Source organism: Mesorhizobium sp. M0060 (assembly GCF_040323155.1).
GTDB lineage: Bacteria > Pseudomonadota > Alphaproteobacteria > Rhizobiales > Rhizobiaceae > Mesorhizobium.
In genome coordinates, this window is sequence record NZ_JAMYUP010000044.1 from 16,076 (window position 1) to 32,082 (window position 16,007).

The following is a 16,007-nucleotide window of genomic DNA, read 5'->3' on the forward strand; positions in this document are numbered from 1 at the left end:
ACATGCCCACCAATTACCATGCAGCCGACGATCTGACGGATCATTCGACGGACATCCCTCAGGTAGGGTTGGCCATCATCACCGGGTCGGCAAACTGGGGGCTTGCCTTCCCGGAAGATGTCGAATTCGATGGTGTGCGCACCTTGCGGCGCGACATGAGTTTTGAAACACCTTTCGGTCGCACCGACAACTGGAAGCTGCTCGAGTTCGATGCGTCGATCACAGCGGAAGGGAGAGCAAAACGCGCGCTGTGCATGTATTCGCACGGCAATCCCCGCGACCGTATCGACCATTCCTGCCATCGCCGCGCGTTCTGGGTATTGATGCGGGCGGGTGTACGGCAAGTTCTCGCCTGCTCGACTGTAGGCGCCGTCAACAAGGCGATCCAGCCGGGCGACATGGTGGTGACCGCCGATATCATTGAACTGACGCAGACCCCGTTTTCACTGCTTCCTGACCGTCAGAGCTTTGACTGTTCGGGCAAGCAAATCGTGTGTCCAAGATGTGCAGCGGTTCTGGTCGAAACGGCCCGCCGTTATTGGCCAGCCGAATGCCGCGTTTATGGCATCGAACAGCAGTTGGTGGCTGCCCATTGTTATGGGCCCCGGCTGACAACGCCTGCCGAAGCCTTGGCATATCGGGGCATGGGGGCGGATGTACTCAACCATTCCATCGCCCCTGAGGCGACCTTGTCGCGCGAGATCGGCGCGTGTTTCGTGCCTTGCGCGTTCGTGACGGCGGGCTTCAACGACTATATGGATCGCAATCGCCAGAAATTGCTGCAGGAGGACGTGTTGCCCAATCTGTCCATGACAGCCTCGCGGGTCGCGCTGGAAACCGCCGCGCGACTTCCCGCTGATTCGGAATGCTCCTGTCAGGGCTTGAAGTCGCCTCAGCCGAAAGAACGCTCCAGCCGGTTCTGAGACGACCTTTGTGCGCCGGATAGCTGAAGCTCTGCCACCGACCAAGAATCCCGAGGGCGCTGCATTGGGCGTGTTTGCGACGCTCGAGTCGTACGCTTCGGCAGGGGCACTCCAGCGCTAAGGCAGCCTGAACCGGTATTCCGTCACGTGATGATAGATCTGGCCCGGCCACAGCGTGGCTTGCGGGAAATAGGGCCGGTTGGGCGCATCCGGCCAGATTTGCGGCTCCAGGCAGAAGCCTGAAAACGCCTTGTACTGGCGTCCGCCCAGTCCAGGCGAGGACGGCGCCAGATACTGGCCGGTATAGAGCTGGACGCCCGGCTCGGTCGTCCAGAGCTCCATCTCGACGCCGGAATTCGCGCCTTGCGCCCACGACGCCTGCTTCAGCGGCCCGCGCGTCGAGGCAAGGCAGAAATTCTGGTCGTAGGGGAGTTGCTCGCCCTCGGTCTCCATGCGCAGCGGCCGCGCCTGGCGAAAGTCGAAAGGTGTGCCGTCGACCGGCTTTACCGTGCCTGTCGGAATGAGATCCGCGTCGACCGGCAGATAGGCGCCGGCATTCAGCATCAACCGGTGATCGAGAATGTCGCCGGCGCCGCCGTCGTCCAGGTTGAAATAGGAATGCTGGGTGAGATTGCAGAGCGTCGGCTCCTCGCAGGTGGCGGTCAGTTCGACGCTGAGCGTGCCGGGGATCTTGAGCCGGTAGGTGCAGGTCACGTCGAGCGCGCCGGGAAAGCCCATCGTGCCGTCCGGGTCGTGCAGGGTCAGTGTGACAAAATCCCTGCCATGCAGCGAAACCGCCCAGGCCCGGCGCGAAAAACCTTGCGAACCGCCATGCAGCGTGTGCTTTTCGAGGAAATTACGCTCGGTCTGGTAGCGTTTCCCGGCGAGAGTGAAGCGGCCGTCGCGGATACGATTGGCATAGCGCCCGACGATGGTGCCGAAGAAGGCGGTGTCCGTCTCATAGTGCTCGAAACGATCATAGCCGAGCACCAGCGGCGCGTCGTGCCCGGCCAGACGCAGATCCTGGATGATCGCACCCAGCCCGATGATGTTGGCGGTGAGGCCGCCGCCACGGATGGTGAAGCGGCGGACGGCCTCGCCCGCCTGCGTCGTGCCGAAAACCTCGCCGTCCTTCATTGCCATGCTCGCAAGTTCATTGATCGATGCCAGCCTGGCCTTTCGAAGCGGCCCAGGATCGTTTTCGGTATTACCGCATCAGGCTTCTAGAGACCAAGTCCGCCGATGCAGACATATTTGGTGTCGAGATAATCCTCGATGCCCTGATGGCCGCCTTCCTTGCCGAGGCCCGATTCCTTGACGCCGCCGAACGGCGCTTCAGGGGTGGTGATGAGCCCTTCATTGACGCCGACCATGCCGTATTTCAGCCCTTCCATGACCCGGAAGGCGCGGCCGAGATCGCCGGTGTAGAAATAGCAGGCCAGGCCGAACTCGGTGTCGTTGGCGAGTGCTACGGCCTCTTCCTCGGTCTCGAACTTGAATACCGGCGCTACCGGGCCGAAGATTTCTTCCTTCATGAAGCGCATCTTCGGCGTCGCATTGGCGATCACCGTCGGCTGGAAGAACGAGCCGCCGAGCGCGTGGCGCTTGCCGCCGGCGACGACCTTGCCGCCCTTGGCGGTAGCGTCGGCAATCAGCTCCTCGACCTTCTCCACCGCCTTCTCATCGATCAGCGGTCCCTGCTGGACACCGTCCTCGAGGCCGGAACCGACCTTCAGCCCGTTACTCGCAGTAGCCAGCTTTTCGACGAACTGGTCATAGATGCCGGCCTGCACCAGGAAGCGGTTGGTGCAGACGCAGGTCTGGCCGGAATTGCGGTATTTGGCGGTGATGGCGCCGGCGACGGCTCGCTCGAGATCGGCGTCGTCGAAGACGATGAACGGCGCGTTGCCGCCGAGCTCCATCGACACTTTCTTGACGGTCACCGACGACTTCTGGATCAGGATCTTGCCGACCTCCGTCGAGCCGGTGAAGGTGATCTTCTTGACCAGCGGGTTGGCACAGATCTCGTCGCCGATCTCACCGGCAGCGCCGGTCAGGATATTGATTACGCCTTTGGGGAAGCCGACTTCCTCGGCAAGCGCGCCCCAGGCAAGGCCGGAGTAAGGCGTCTGCGACGCCGGCTTGACCACGGCGGTACAGCCGGCGGCAAGCGCCGGACCGAGCTTGCGGGCCAGCATCGAGGATGGAAAATTCCATGGTGTGATGGCGGCGATGACGCCGACCGGCTCCTTGGTCACCAGAATGCGGCGGTCCGCCCAGGGCGACGGCACGACGTCGCCATAGGTGCGGCGGCCCTCTTCGGCGAACCACAATATGTAGGACGCGGCCGAGCCGATCTCGCCCTTCGATTCGAACAGCGACTTGCCCTGCTCGATGGTCAGCAGTTCGGCCAGCACGTCCTGATTGTCCATCATCGCGTCATGCAGCTTGCGCAACAGCTTCGAGCGTTCGAGCGCGGTGGTCTTGCGCCATGTCTTGAAGGCAGCGTCGGCGGCTTCGATGGCGCGGCGGGTCTCGGCCTTGCCCGATTTCGGCACGGTGCCGATCTTGAGGCCGGTGGCAGGATTGTTGACGTCGACCGTCTGGCCCGAATCGGCCTGCACCCATTCGCCATTGATGAGATTGGCCTGCCGCATGAAATGGCTGGTTTTCTGAAGCATGATCTCGCCTCCGTTCGGCACCTGGCGGGCCGGTCGCTGATTTCGTGAATGGACGTGCGCGATAGCATCGCTAGAGCCACTGCTCTTAGCCCAGGGCAAGCCCCGCAAGCAATCACAAGATGGCATATAGGGTTTGGGCCAGCCAAAGCGAGAGCGATCCCGGCAAGTTGGGTGCATGGCTCCAGGGTATGTTGAGATTCAGGTCAGGCCGCGCCGAGAAGGGTGGGTTCCGAGAACCGGAACGGAGCGGACATTTGGGTCCGTGAGTACCGGAAGCGCAGGAACCCGCCATTCGCAGGCCGGCATCACCTGAATATCGACATACCCTACCCAAAAACATGGACGACCGCTGTCAGCCAAAACGCCGTGGTGACCACCGCGCTGGCGGTGGCGATGGTCATCTGGTTCGATGCCAGCGCCTGGCCGGTGTTGAACTGCACGGCGATGAGATAGGAGTTGATGCCGGACGGCAGCGCCGCCACCACCACCGCCACCTTGGCGGTCAATGGCGGCAGGCCGATCAGCCAGACCAGGCCAAGAACCAGCGCCGGCATAAGGAACAGTTTCAGCGCCGACAGCGCCAGCGCCGGGCGGACATTGCCGGAGATGCCGAAACGGCGCAGGCTGAGCCCCATGGCGAACAGCGCCACCGGGGCGGCCGTGCCGGCCAGCGCGTCGCTCAGCCGCGTCGCAAGCACCGGCAGCGGCGCACCGGTGAAGCGCCACGCCAGCCCGGCCAGTATGCCGATGATCAGCGGGTTGATGAATACCCTCCTGAGAAAGCTCGTGATGACACGAAGCGGATGCACAGGCTCGCTGCCGCCGCGGCCGAACATTTCGAACAGGATGATCGAGGCCATCATCATCACCGGCAGGTGAATGGAAACGAGCAGCGACAGCACTTCGAACCCGGCTGGCCCGAACACGCCGATGATGAATGGAGCGCCGAGCAGGACGACATTGGAATAGGACGACGACACGCCGCCGACCACGCCGGCGCGGGCGTCCCGCCCGAAGATGCGCGTGGTCACCAGGTGACCGATGGCCCAGGTGAGCGCGACCGCCGTGAAATAGCAGCCCCATAACGACCATGGCGCCACGCCATGGAAATCCGCCTTTACCATGGTCTGGAACAGCAAAAGCGGCATTGCCACGTTGATGGCGAATTCGGATACGCCCTCGCCGCTCGCCGGCTTCAAATAGCCGGTGAGCCCGGCAAGATAGCCGAGTGCGACGAGACTGAAGACGAAGAGGACGGTTTCGGTGAGCGGAGACATTTTTCCCGTGATAGGCGAGCCCTGATCGCGGCGCAATCGCCCTACCCTGACGAATGTCCCGGCCAAACAATCCGGCCGCACGGATCTTGCCCGAATTTGCTCATGGTCCGATGGCAGCGCTATACAGGGCTGTAGGGGGGACACGCGGCGAATGGGCGCTGTCGGAAATCGGCACTTCTTCAAGCAGGGATGGCTGACGGCTTTCGGAGCCGCCCTGCTCTGCCTGGTCACGACCTTGCTTCGCGCGGAGCCGGCAAGCCTCAAGGGCGTGGCGCTGATTGTCGGCCAGTCGAAATACCAGCACATAGCGGCTCTTCCCAACCCCGCCAACGACGCCCGCGACATCGCCATGATGCTGGCCGATCTCGGCTTCGACGCGCGCAGCGTCACCGACCGCGATACGGCAAAACTGAAGCGCGACCTCGAGCGTTTCGCCGAGGATGCCGAGGACGCCGACGTCGCCTTGATCTACTATTCCGGCCACGGCATTGAGGCCGGCGGCGAGAATTACCTGGTGCCGGTCGACGCCAATATTGCTTCGCTGAAGGACGCCGACCAGGCCCTGGTGCCGATTTCCGCCGTCATGGACGAATTGAAGCAGACCGTGCCGGTGGCGATCATGCTGCTCGATGCCTGCCGCACCAACCCGTTTCCGCCGGATGCGGTGCTGCGCCGGGCGCCAACCGCCTCGGCTTCGCCGATAAGCGCCGGCGGGCTGGAACCGGTGCGCGGCGCCAGGGCGCTCGCCGACGCACCCGCGAGCGAAAATCTGGGAACGGTGATCGGCTTTGCCGCCGAGCCGGGGCGGCCGGCACTCGACGGCATCGTCGGCGAAAACAGCCCTTATGCGGCAGCGCTTCTGCGCCATCTCGCGGCGATGAAGGGCACCGAGTTCGGCTCGGTCATGCGCATGGTGACCGAGGAGGTCTATCTCGACACCAAGGCGAAGCAGCGGCCATGGGTCAATGAAAGCCTGCGCCGGCTGCTCTATTTCGGCGTAGCACCGCAGGAACCGACCGGCGACGACGGGCTTATCACCGGGGAGCGGCGGCAATTGCTGCTGACCATTGCCGACCTGCCGCACCCCAAGCGCGCACAGGTGGAATTGGCCTCGCTGCAGGACGGCGTGCCGCTCGACGCGCTCTACGGCGTGCTGAGGGCGCTCGGCACCGAAAAGATGCCCGAGGACTCCAACCGACCTGCAAAAGCTGCTCGACGCCCAGGCCGAGCGCCTGAAGAAGATGTTCTCCGAGCGCGACGCGCTGCGCACCGACGACCCCGAGATCAGCCGCCTCGTCGCCTCGGCCGACAAGGCCATCGGTCAGGGCGCCATCGTCACGGCGCGTAACTTCCTCGACCAGGCGGTGGGCCGGGTCGAGCAGGCCAACGGCGTGGTCGATCAGGCAGAGGAATTGGTCAAGCAGAAGCGCATCGCCGACGCGGCGATCTATGCCAGGCGCGCCGACGCCTCGGCGCTGGTCTTCGACTATCTGTCTGCCGCCAACGACTACGGCAAGGCCTTCTCGCTGGTCGAGAAATGGGACGACAAGCTGCGCTGGAACTACAAGAACCAGGAGGCGGAGGCGCTCAATGCCCATGGCAGCGCCACTGGCGACAGGCAAGCGCTGCAGCGTGCCATCGACGCCTACCGCGTCATCCTGAACTTCATCCCCAATGGCGAGCAGAACCGCGACTGGGCGATCACTCGCAACAACATGGCGGTGGTGTTGCAGACGATCGGCGACCGCGAGCGTGAAACCGACCGGCTGGAACAGGCCGCGAAAATCTTTCGCGATTCCCTTGCTGTGTTCGAGCGCGAGAAGGACGACCTCAACTGGGCCGCCGCCCAGAACAATCTGGCCAATGTGCTGCTGAAGATCGGCGAACGCGAGAGCGACCCGAAACGCCTGAACGAGGCGGTGGTGGCGATGCGCGCCACGCTGGAGAAGCGCCCGCGCGAAAAGGTCCCGCTGGACTGGGCCGCTTCGCAAAACAACCTTGGCCTTGCGCTTTACGCAGTTTCGGAACGCGAAGCGAATGGCGAGCGCCTGGCCGAGGCCGAGGCCGCCTACCGGCTGGCGCTGGAAGAATACACGCGCGAAAAAGCTCCCGTTCAGTGGGCGATGGTTCAGAACAATCTCGGCAACACGCTGGTCACGCTCGGCACGCAACGCAACGACGAGGCGAAAATCGACGAGGCGGCCGACGCCTTCCGTGCTGCGCTCGGGATCCGAACCCGCGACAGCTTTCCGGTCTCGTGGGCGACCAGCCGTCTCAATCTCGGCAATGCGCTGAGCAGTGCTGCCCGTTTCGAACTCGGCACCGGCCTGCTCGAAGAGGCGGCTGCCGCCTATGGCGACGCGCTGACCATCTTCACCCGCCAGCGTTTTCCGACGGATTGGGCTTCAGCGGAGAACAATCTCGGCTCGATCTACCAGACGCTCGGCCAGCGCACCCGCGATGCTGCCAAGCTTGAGCAATCGGCCGCCGCATACCGGGCGGCACGGCGCGTCTACACCAAGAAGGAGTTTCCGCTCGACTGGGCGATGACCCACTACAATCTCGGCAACACGCTGCAACTGCTCGGCGGCGTGACCGACAAGCCGATGCACTACGAGGAGGCAATCGAGGCCTATCGCGACGCACTGCGCGAATACAAGCGCGAGGCGACGCCGCGGCAATGGGCGCTGGCGCAGGCCGGCCTCGGCTCGGCGCTGCAGTGGCTGAGCATGAGCGAGGCCGATCCCGGCAAACTGGCCGCTTCGATCGCCGCGCGCCGGGCGGCACTGGAGGTACTGACCTTCGAAACCGCGCCCGTCGATTGGGCAAACGCGCAGAACGGCATCGGCATGAGCCTGATCAATCTCGGCAATCTCGAACGCACCGGCAAATATCTGGACGACGCCGAAGCCGCCTTCGAGGCGACGCTCAAAGTCTTCACCCGCGAAAGCCAGCCGATGCAATGGGCCTTCGAGCAGAACAATCTCGGCGACGTCCACTGGAACCGCGGCAGCTATGGCGGCGGCAATGCCGACTATCAAAAGGCGATCGAATTTTTCGAGAACGCCAAGCAGGGCTTTACCGAAGCCGGCTACACACTCCCCATCCCGCTGACCGACCAGAAGATCGACCTCGTGAAGAAGCAAATGGCGAAGAGATAGGCGTTTCGGCCATAGGTTGCGCTCAGCTTGTTTTTCAGCCCGCTTTGCCGTCCCTATATGCCGGTCACCGGGGACCTACCTACCGGTCACCCGAAAAGGACGTCTGATGCTTCGATTTGTGCTGGCGCTGCTGTTGCTTGCCGTTCCCGCCACAGCCCGTGCGACGGAGTCCGGCTGGGCGCTGCTGCGCGACGGCGGACATGTGGTCCTGCTTCGCCATGCCATGGTCACCGGCACCACCGATGCGGCCAATTTCGACCTCGGCAAATGCGCGACCCAGGTCAATCTCTCGGAGCGCGGCAAGCAGCAGGCGCGCAAGATCGGCGCGCTGTTTGGCGCCCGCGCGGCACCCATCGAACGCGTTCTGTCCAGCCGCTATTGCCGCTGCCTCGAGACCGCCCGCATAGCTTTCGAAAGCGAGCCGGAGCCGTTTGCACCGCTTGACCTGCTGAAGACCGACCAAAAGGAGAAGGCCGCTCAGATCGCCGCGATCCTGGCCGAGATCCGCGGCTATTCCGGCTCCGACAATCTGGTCATGGTCACGCATCTCGAAAACATCAAGGAATTGACCGGCATCTCGCCGCGCGAAGGCGAAGCCGTGGTCGTCGAGCCGCAAGGCGACGGCCTGCGCGTGCTCGGCCGCGTTACGTTCTGAGGGGTCAGTCGCTCCCCACGTCGAGCGAGATAGCTGTTGCCGAAATGCCACTGCTGCGAGAAGCCGTGGTTGGATTCCGATCTCATCTTGCTCTGCCTGGGCAGCCATCCCATCTGCGCCCGGCGTATCAGGCCTTTTCCTGCCCGGAAAAACCGATTAGACAGCGCCAAACACATGCGGACAGATTCCGCCCGCAATCGAAGGAAAAGCCCTTGTCCACCACGTTCGATAAAGTCGCCAAGATCATCGCCGACACCAGCGAGATCGATATCGAGACGATCACGCCCGAAAGCCACACCATCGACGATCTCGGCATCGACAGCCTCGACTTCCTCGACATCGTCTTTGCCATCGACAAGGAATTCGGCATCAAGGTGCCGCTGGAAAAGTGGACGCAGGAGGTCAACGACGGCAAGGCTTCGACCGACGACTATTTCGTCATGAAGAACCTGTGCGCCAAGATCGACGCGCTCGTCGCCGCCAAGAACGCCACCTGAGCACAGCGCTTGACGCGCCCGACCGACAACAGCCGCCCATGAATCCCCACGACGTCGTCATATCAGGCATCGGCCTTGTCTCGTCGCTGGGCGAGGGTCCGGATGCGCATTGGCAAAAGCTTGTCCAGCCGCGCCTTGAGCCGGTTCTGGAGGCTTTGCGCTTCTCGCCCTATACAGTCCATCCGCTGCCGGAGATCGATTGGAACCTGCAGATCGCCAAGCGTGGCGACCAGCGGCAGATGGAGACCTGGCAGAGGCTGGGCACCTATGCAGCCGGCCTTGCTCTCGACGATGCCGGCATCAAGGGCAATGACGAACTCTGCGCGACCATGGACATGGTGGTGGCCGCCGGCGGCGGCGAACGCGACGAGGCAGTCGACGCGGCCATTCTCGCGGCATCGGAAAGCCGCAACGACCGCGACGTGCTGCTCAACGAGAAGCTGACCACCGAATTGCGCCCGACGCTGTTTCTGGCGCAGCTTTCCAACCTGCTCGCCGGCAACATCTCGATCGTCCACAAGGTGACCGGCTCCTCGCGTACCTTCATGGGCGAGGAAGGTGCGGGCGTCGCCGCAGTCGAGACGGCGGCCGCGCGCATCCGCTCCGGCCAGTCGACGCATATACTGGTCGGCGGCGCTTTCCAGACCGAACATTCCGACATGCTGCTCGGCTATGAACTGGCCGGCTACCTGCATCGCGGTCCGTGGCGGCCGGTCTGGCAGAGGCAAGGTGCCGATGGCGGCGGCGTGGTGACCGGATCCGGCGGCGCGTTTCTCGTCCTGGAGCAGCGCGAGCACGCGACAAGCCGTGGCCGGAAGATCTATGCGGAACTCGGCCCGGTCCTGTCCGGCCGCGCCAGGCGCCGGCGGGGCGAACTCGATGGCGAGATCGCCACGCTGCTGAAGCAGGCCGCATTGCCGAATGGCGAGCTGCTGGCAATCTCCGGCGCTTCGGGCGCCCATGCCGCGACCGCGGCCGAGAAAGCCGCGCTTGATGCCAATCCGGCGATCGCCGCACGCGGCTTTTCGACGCTGACCGGCCACATGAAGGAAGCGCAGTTCCCGTTCGCCGTGGCGCTGGCGGCACTGGCCGTCGACCGCAAGGCCGCCTACCCTGTCTTTGATGCCACCATCGAAAAGCCGTTTGACAGCGTTCCGCGGACCGTCCTTGCAACGGCCATCGGCTATCACCAATTCGAGGGCATGGCGCTGATCAAAGCCGCCTAGAGCATCGGACCGAAAAGTGTGACGCGGTTTTCGGGCGATCCGATGCTCCAAGAGAAACAGGTTTTTGGACAACAAATGGCCAATCTGAACGACCACATGGGCAGGCCGATCGTCGCCGTCACCGGCATCGGCGTGGTGACGTCGCTCGGCGTCGGCAAGGCCGACAATTGGGCGGCGCTGACATCAGGCAAATCCGGCATCCATCCGATCACCCGCTTCCCGGTCGATCATCTCAACACCCGCATCTCCGGCATGGTCGATTTCCTGCCGTCGAGTTCTAAGGGCGCCAGTCCCCTCACCTATGAGCTCGCCGAAACCGCCGCCCAGGAAGCGACGTCGGAGGCCGGCCTCGATGCCGGCGAGTTCGGCGGACCGCTTTTCCTCGCTTCGCCGCCAGTCGAGCTCGACTGGAGCGAGCGCTTTTCGCTCTACAATTCCGACAAGCCCAATAATTCAGACAGGCACGACGCCGGCGCCGAGAGGCTGCTGCGGGTGGCGCGTGGCCTCAAGGAACTCGACATCTTCGAGACCACCCAGTTCGGTTCGATCGCCGACCGGCTTGCCGACCGTTTCGGCACGCGCGGCCTGCCGATCACGCTGTCGACCGCCTGCGCTTCGGGCGCCACGGCGATCCAGCTCGGCGTCGAGGCGATCCGCCGCGGCGAATGCGACAGAGCGCTGTCGATCGGTGCCGACGGTTCGGCCACCGCCGAAGCGCTGATCCGCTTCTCGCTTCTGTCCGCGCTCTCCACCCACAACGACATCCCCGAAAAGGCATCCAAGCCGTTCTCCAAGGATCGCGACGGCTTCGTGCTCGCCGAGGGCTCGGGCGCCCTTGTGCTGGAATCGCTGGAGGCAGCACTTGCCCGCGGCGCCACCATTCTCGGCATATTGCGCGGCTGCGGCGAAAAGGCCGACGATTTCCATCGCACCCGCTCCAAGCCGGACGGTTCGCCGGCGATCGCGGCGGTGCGCGCCGCCCTTGCCGATGCCGGCTTGAACAAGGACGGGATCGATTATGTCAACGCCCATGGCACCTCGACGCCCGAAAACGACAAGATGGAGCATTTGTCGCTAGCGACGGTGTTCGGCGAGCGGATCGGCTCAATGCCGGTCTCGTCGAACAAGTCGATGATCGGCCATACCCTATCGGCAGCCGGTGCTGTCGAGGCTGCATTTTCGCTGATGACGATGCGCGAAAGCGTCATTCCGCCGACCATCAACTACGACAATCCCGACCCGGCGATCGTGCTCGACGTGGTGCCGAACACCAAGCGCAACGCCGAGGTCGGCACGGTCCTGTCGAACTCCTTCGGCTTCGGCGGCCAGAACACCTGCCTTGTCATGGCGCGGGAACCAGTCTAAGCGACCGTTCCGCTCTAGCACTGTTGTCGTGCGCATGGTCCTTTCCGAAACGATTCTCGGGTCATGCGCAACCTGGGATCTGGCATGCGCGCATTGCAACTTATCGAGGATCGCCGGCTTGAAACGGTGGGCCTGCCGCCACCGCCGCCGCCTTCGCTCGGCGAGGTGACGCTGCGCATCAAGGCCGTGGCGCTGAACCACATCGATGTCTGGGGCTGGCGCGGCATGGCCTTCGCCAAGCGCAAGCTGCCGTTGGTCGTCGGCGCCGAGGCCTCCGGCGAGGTCGAGGCGGTCGGCCCCGGCGTTTCCAGCCTTGTGCCCGGGCAATTGGTGTCGATCTATGGCGCCCGCACCTGCGGTCTTTGCCGCGCCTGCCGCGAAGGCCGCGACAATCTCTGCGAGCATGTTTCGGGCGTTCACGGCTTCCATCTCGACGGCTTTGCGCAGGAAAAGATCAACCTGCCGGCGCGTCTTCTGGTCCCCGCTCCGCCCGGCGTGAGCGAGATCGGCGCGGCGGTGGCGCCGGTCACCTTCGGCACGGTCGAGCATATGCTGTTCGACAATGCCCGGCTGCAGCCCGGCGAGACGATCCTCGTCCATGCCGGCGGCTCCGGCATCGGCTCCGCCGCGATTCAGCTGGCCAAGAAGACGGGCTGCACGGTCATCACCACCGTCGGCTCGAACGACAAGATCGACAAGGCAAAGGCGCTCGGCGCCGACCACGTCATCAACTACCGCGAGGACCGCTTCGAAGGCGTCGTGCGCAAGCTGACGAAGAAGAAGGGCGTCGACGTGGTGTTCGAGCATGTCGGCGCCGACACCTTTGCCGCCTCGATGCTGTGCCTGAAGCGCGGTGGACGGCTGGTCACTTGCGGCTCGACCTCCGGCGTGTCGACGCAGATCAATTTGATGCAGCTGTTCCAGCAGCAGCTGAAGCTGCTCGGCTCCTTCGGCTGCCGCATGGAAAATATGGCGGACGCCATGCAGAAGATGGCGGCAGGTCTGGTGGCGCCGGTGATCGACACCGAGGTCGGCTTCGAAGGCATCGATGCCGCGCTGAAGCGCATGGAGGGCCGCGACGTGTTCGGCAAGATCATCCTGCGCGTCGGCTGAGAATGATCGGCAACGCTTTCAGGAAGATCCGCAGGGACCTGGGATTCCGCTATGGCAGGCGGCTTCGCCAGTTCAACTACTGGCTGGTCGCGCGGGTTGCGATGATCATCATCTCCGCGCTGCGGCTGCTGCCGCCCGACCGGGCGCTCAATTTCGCCGACCGCGCCGCCCGCCGCATCGGCCCTTGGGTGCAGCGCCATCAAGTTGCTGTCGACAATCTGCGCAAGGCCTATCCGGAAAAAAGCGATGCCGAGATCGAGGCGATCGCTTCCGATATGTGGGGCAACATGGCTCGCCTCGCCGCCGAATATATCTTCCTCGATGCCCTATTCGACTATGATCCCGTTGCGACAAAGCCGGGCCGCGTCGAGGTCAAGGGCGAGCAGCATTTCGTGCGCATCGCCGGCGAGGACAAGCCGCATATCGTCTTTACCGGGCATCTCGGCAATTTCGAGCTGCTGCCTGTCGCGGCCGCCACTTTCGGCATGAACATCACGGCACTGTTTCGCCCGCCCAACAATCCTTACCTAGCCGACTACATCCTCTCGACCCGCCGCTCGAGCATGGGATCGCTGCTGCCGTCTTCGACCGGCGCCTCGTTCGCGCTTGCGGCCGTCCTCGAGAAAGGCGGCAATATCGGCGTGCTGGTCGACCAGAAATTCACGGGCGGGCTCGAAACGACGTTCTTCGGCCGCCCCTGCGAGAGCAACCGGGTTCTCGGCACCCTGGCGCGGCACTATGACTGCGATGTCTATCCGGCGCGCTGCGTGCGCCTGCCGAACAATCGTTTCCGGCTCGAGATCGAGGACAAGCTCACCTTGCCGCGCACCGCCGGCGGCAGTGTCGACGTCCCCGCCACCACCCAGCTTCTCAACGACGTGGTCGAGCGCTGGGTGCGCGAAGACCCCGGCCAGTGGATGTGGTTCCACAAGCGCTGGGAGATCAGCGGCCGCAAAAAGCGTCGGCCGGCGACAATGCGCGACAAAGCCGCCTGAGCGCACCATCTTTTTTGGGCGCAAGCCTTATTTTGTTCTTGCTTTGTGCCGGCAGCTATGCTACTAATTTCGCTATGGTGCTATTTGGCCCCGACGAACCCGCCGCTCCGGCGGGTTTTTTGTTGCGGATCGAGGAGCAGGCCCTAATTCGTCACGAGGATCCGCGTATTGCCGAAGCCGGCCTTGCGCACCATCGAATAGAACGCGGCGGCGTTGCTGGGGTGGAGGCGCACACAGCCATGCGATGCCGGGCGCCCCAATTGCCGGATCGCGCCGGTGCCGTGGATGGCATAGCCGCCGCGGAAGAACACCGAATAGGGCATCGGCGACATGTCGTATTTGCGCGAATACCACATCCGGGCCGTCCGCTGTGGACGATAGCTGCCGCGTGGCGTGATGTAGCCTTTGCGGGCGGTGGAAACGCTCCACCGGTAATACGAAAGCCCGTATCTTACCGTCATCGTCTGTGAGGAAATATCGATGTTCGCGACCAGGCTGGCCGCGCGGCTCTCGAACGACGAACCGAACAGCATCGCCATCAATGCCGCTGCCATGAGAACAGTGTTTTTCATGCAATCAAACCCCTTTGATGCCCCTTGCCTGCCTGCCCTCACGCTGTTCTCCAGTGTTTTGATGGCAAGCCAGCGAGCTAACACCTACTCCCTGACGATTTCACCAATCCAAAGCAGCGAATTTGAACGATTTCCCGCAATAGTTGCCGTAACGACACGCAATCGCCTGGCAATTCGCCATCGGGCTTGCAAAACCCCCTCATCCGCTGCTCAATTCGCCGAATGAACGAACCGAACGAACGGCTCCTCAAGGCTATCGATGACCGAGCCGATGATCTGGTTGCACTGACTGCGGATCTGATCCGCTTTCCGACCATCAATCCGCCCGGCGAAGCCTATCGGCCATGTGCCGAATATATCGGCGCGCGGCTGAAGAAGCGTGGTTTTGAGATCGAATTCATCCGTGCCGAGGGCACGCCTGGCGACACTGACCGTTACCCGCGCGTCAACGTCGTCGCCCGCTTCGATGGCCGGGCGCCGGGTGCTTGCGTGCACTTCAATTCGCATATCGACGTCGTCGAGCCCGGCGACGGCTGGAGCCTCGATCCGTTCGCCGGCATCGTCAGGGATGGCAAGGTCTACGGCCGCGGCGCTTGCGACATGAAAGGCGGGCTTGCCGCCTCGATCATCGCCGCTGAAGCCTTCATGGAGGTCTTTCCCGATTTTCCCGGCGCCATCGAGATTTCAGGCACGGTCGACGAGGAGTCCGGCGGCTTTGGCGGCGTCGCGCATCTGGCCAAGCTCGGCTATTTCTCCAGGCCGAAGGTCGACCACGTCATCATTCCCGAGCCGCTCAACAAGGATCGCATCTGCCTTGGCCATCGCGGCGTCTGGTGGGCGGAGATCGAGACCAAGGGCGAGATCGCGCACGGCTCGATGCCGTTCCTCGGCGACAATGCGGTGCGCCATATGGGCGCCGTGCTGCGGGCCTTCGAGGACGAATTGTTTCCGGCGCTCGACCGCAAAATGACGCGCATGCCGGTCGTGCCCGAAGGCGCAAAACGCTCGACCATGAACATCAACTCGATCCATGGCGGCCAGACCGAGGATTTCCGGCCCGGCCTGCCCTCGCCCAACGTGCCCGATTCCTGCCGGCTGACCATCGACCGCCGCTTCCTGCTCGAAGAGGATCTCGCTACGGTCAAGAGCGAGGTGACCGATATCCTCGAACGGCTGAAGCGCGAGCGCAAAAAGTTCGACTACGAAATCCGCGACCTGATGGAGGTGCTGCCGCTGATGACCGAGCGCGACGCGCCGGTGGTTAAGGCGGTCGCGCAAGGCATCATGGAGATATTCGACCGCGAACCGGATTACGTGATTTCGCCCGGCACCTACGACCAGAAGCACATCGCCCGCATCGGCCACATCTATGACTGCATCGCCTATGGCCCCGGCATTCTCGACCTCGCCCACCGGCCCGACGAATGGGTCGGCATTGCCGATATGCTGGACTCGGCAAAGGTGATGGCGATCGGCCTCGGCGTTCTGCTGAGGGGCGCCGGCCCGCGATGATCCGGGCGCGGGCGGAAAAACATTCCTCCC

General features: G+C 63.5%; 14 protein-coding genes. 10 read left to right on the forward strand and 4 right to left on the reverse strand.

Translation table 11 applies throughout. The features are described from left to right. Positions 1-2: 2 nt before the first annotated feature. Complete coding sequence (locus tag NKJ94_RS28050) at positions 3-923, forward strand: phosphorylase family protein (RefSeq protein ID WP_352529753.1); 921 nt, start codon at positions 3-5, stop codon at positions 921-923. 117 nt (positions 924-1,040) lie between these two features. Here NKJ94_RS28050 and NKJ94_RS28055 read toward each other — a convergent pair whose 3' ends face one another. From NKJ94_RS28055 to NKJ94_RS28065, 3 genes are all read right to left on the reverse strand, one after another. Beyond that, positions 1,041-2,066: an aldose epimerase family protein gene (locus NKJ94_RS28055; RefSeq protein WP_352529755.1), complete on the reverse strand. Its 1,026-nt coding sequence runs from the start codon at positions 2,064-2,066 to the stop codon at positions 1,041-1,043. Between the two features lie 80 nt (positions 2,067-2,146). Beyond that, positions 2,147-3,604 (reverse strand): NAD-dependent succinate-semialdehyde dehydrogenase, encoded by a 1,458-nt coding sequence (locus NKJ94_RS28060; RefSeq protein ID WP_352529757.1) that lies wholly within the window; start codon positions 3,602-3,604, stop codon positions 2,147-2,149. Between the two features lie 326 nt (positions 3,605-3,930). Continuing rightward, positions 3,931-4,881: an AEC family transporter gene (locus NKJ94_RS28065; protein WP_352529759.1), complete on the reverse strand. Its 951-nt coding sequence runs from the start codon at positions 4,879-4,881 to the stop codon at positions 3,931-3,933. Between the two features lie 151 nt (positions 4,882-5,032). On the opposite strand from NKJ94_RS28065, the gene NKJ94_RS28070 reads away from it, so the two are divergent. The 8 genes from NKJ94_RS28070 (at position 5,033) to NKJ94_RS28105 (ending at position 13,893) form a co-directional block, all read left to right on the forward strand. Beyond that, positions 5,033-6,229, forward strand: a complete 1,197-nt coding sequence (locus NKJ94_RS28070; protein WP_352529761.1) for a caspase family protein — start codon at positions 5,033-5,035, stop codon at positions 6,227-6,229. Continuing rightward, positions 6,123-8,042 carry a tetratricopeptide repeat protein gene (locus tag NKJ94_RS28075; protein WP_352529763.1) on the forward strand — a complete coding sequence of 640 codons (1,920 nt, stop codon included), beginning with the start codon at positions 6,123-6,125 and terminating at the stop codon, positions 8,040-8,042. The genes NKJ94_RS28070 and NKJ94_RS28075 overlap by 107 nt, the downstream gene beginning before the upstream one ends. Positions 8,043-8,148: 106 nt before the next feature. Further along, entirely contained in the window at positions 8,149-8,697 is a 549-nt protein-coding gene (locus NKJ94_RS28080; protein WP_352529765.1) for a histidine phosphatase family protein, read from the forward strand. Positions 8,698-8,909: 212 nt separating this feature from the next. Beyond that, positions 8,910-9,194, forward strand: a complete 285-nt coding sequence (locus NKJ94_RS28085) for an acyl carrier protein (protein ID WP_023719977.1) — start codon at positions 8,910-8,912, stop codon at positions 9,192-9,194. 38 nt (positions 9,195-9,232) lie between these two features. Then, positions 9,233-10,420, forward strand: a complete 1,188-nt coding sequence (locus NKJ94_RS28090) for a beta-ketoacyl-ACP synthase (RefSeq protein WP_352529767.1) — start codon at positions 9,233-9,235, stop codon at positions 10,418-10,420. Positions 10,421-10,495: 75 nt separating this feature from the next. Next, the gene (locus NKJ94_RS28095) at positions 10,496-11,785 is read left to right on the forward strand and encodes a beta-ketoacyl-ACP synthase (protein ID WP_352529769.1); all 1,290 of its coding nucleotides are present in this window, start codon (positions 10,496-10,498) and stop codon (positions 11,783-11,785) included. An 84-nt stretch (positions 11,786-11,869) separates the two neighbouring features. Further along, the gene (locus NKJ94_RS28100; protein ID WP_352529771.1) at positions 11,870-12,898 is read left to right on the forward strand and encodes a zinc-binding dehydrogenase; all 1,029 of its coding nucleotides are present in this window, start codon (positions 11,870-11,872) and stop codon (positions 12,896-12,898) included. A gap of 2 nt (positions 12,899-12,900) precedes the next feature. After that, positions 12,901-13,893 (forward strand): lipid A biosynthesis lauroyl acyltransferase, encoded by a 993-nt coding sequence (locus tag NKJ94_RS28105; RefSeq protein ID WP_352529773.1) that lies wholly within the window; start codon positions 12,901-12,903, stop codon positions 13,891-13,893. 143 nt (positions 13,894-14,036) lie between these two features. Here the strand turns inward: NKJ94_RS28105 and NKJ94_RS28110 are convergent, their stop codons facing one another. Then, entirely contained in the window at positions 14,037-14,465 is a 429-nt protein-coding gene (locus tag NKJ94_RS28110) for a L,D-transpeptidase (protein ID WP_023676467.1), read from the reverse strand. Between the two features lie 222 nt (positions 14,466-14,687). Between NKJ94_RS28110 and NKJ94_RS28115 the strand changes: the two genes are divergently transcribed. After that, the gene (locus tag NKJ94_RS28115) at positions 14,688-15,977 is read left to right on the forward strand and encodes an acetylornithine deacetylase/succinyl-diaminopimelate desuccinylase family protein (RefSeq protein ID WP_352529775.1); all 1,290 of its coding nucleotides are present in this window, start codon (positions 14,688-14,690) and stop codon (positions 15,975-15,977) included. The last annotated feature ends 30 nt before the right edge of the window (positions 15,978-16,007 follow it).

What these genes read in the sequence shown, in the direction of transcription:
- NKJ94_RS28105 (WP_352529773.1), top strand. Translation starts at nt 12,901, where the DNA reads ATGATCGGCAACGCTTTCAGGAAGATCCGCAGGGACCTGGGATTCCGC.
- NKJ94_RS28110 (WP_023676467.1), bottom strand. Translation starts at nt 14,465, where the DNA reads ATGAAAAACACTGTTCTCATGGCAGCGGCATTGATGGCGATGCTGTTC.
- NKJ94_RS28050 (WP_352529753.1), top strand. Translation starts at nt 3, where the DNA reads ATGCCCACCAATTACCATGCAGCCGACGATCTGACGGATCATTCGACG.
- NKJ94_RS28060 (WP_352529757.1), bottom strand. Translation starts at nt 3,604, where the DNA reads ATGCTTCAGAAAACCAGCCATTTCATGCGGCAGGCCAATCTCATCAAT.
- NKJ94_RS28070 (WP_352529761.1), top strand. Translation starts at nt 5,033, where the DNA reads ATGGGCGCTGTCGGAAATCGGCACTTCTTCAAGCAGGGATGGCTGACG.
- NKJ94_RS28065 (WP_352529759.1), bottom strand. Translation starts at nt 4,881, where the DNA reads ATGTCTCCGCTCACCGAAACCGTCCTCTTCGTCTTCAGTCTCGTCGCA.
- NKJ94_RS28095 (WP_352529769.1), top strand. Translation starts at nt 10,496, where the DNA reads ATGGCCAATCTGAACGACCACATGGGCAGGCCGATCGTCGCCGTCACC.
- NKJ94_RS28055 (WP_352529755.1), bottom strand. Translation starts at nt 2,066, where the DNA reads ATGGCAATGAAGGACGGCGAGGTTTTCGGCACGACGCAGGCGGGCGAG.
- NKJ94_RS28115 (WP_352529775.1), top strand. Translation starts at nt 14,688, where the DNA reads ATGAACGAACCGAACGAACGGCTCCTCAAGGCTATCGATGACCGAGCC.
- NKJ94_RS28080 (WP_352529765.1), top strand. Translation starts at nt 8,149, where the DNA reads ATGCTTCGATTTGTGCTGGCGCTGCTGTTGCTTGCCGTTCCCGCCACA.
- NKJ94_RS28075 (WP_352529763.1), top strand. Translation starts at nt 6,123, where the DNA reads ATGTTCTCCGAGCGCGACGCGCTGCGCACCGACGACCCCGAGATCAGC.
- NKJ94_RS28090 (WP_352529767.1), top strand. Translation starts at nt 9,233, where the DNA reads ATGAATCCCCACGACGTCGTCATATCAGGCATCGGCCTTGTCTCGTCG.
- NKJ94_RS28100 (WP_352529771.1), top strand. Translation starts at nt 11,870, where the DNA reads ATGCGCGCATTGCAACTTATCGAGGATCGCCGGCTTGAAACGGTGGGC.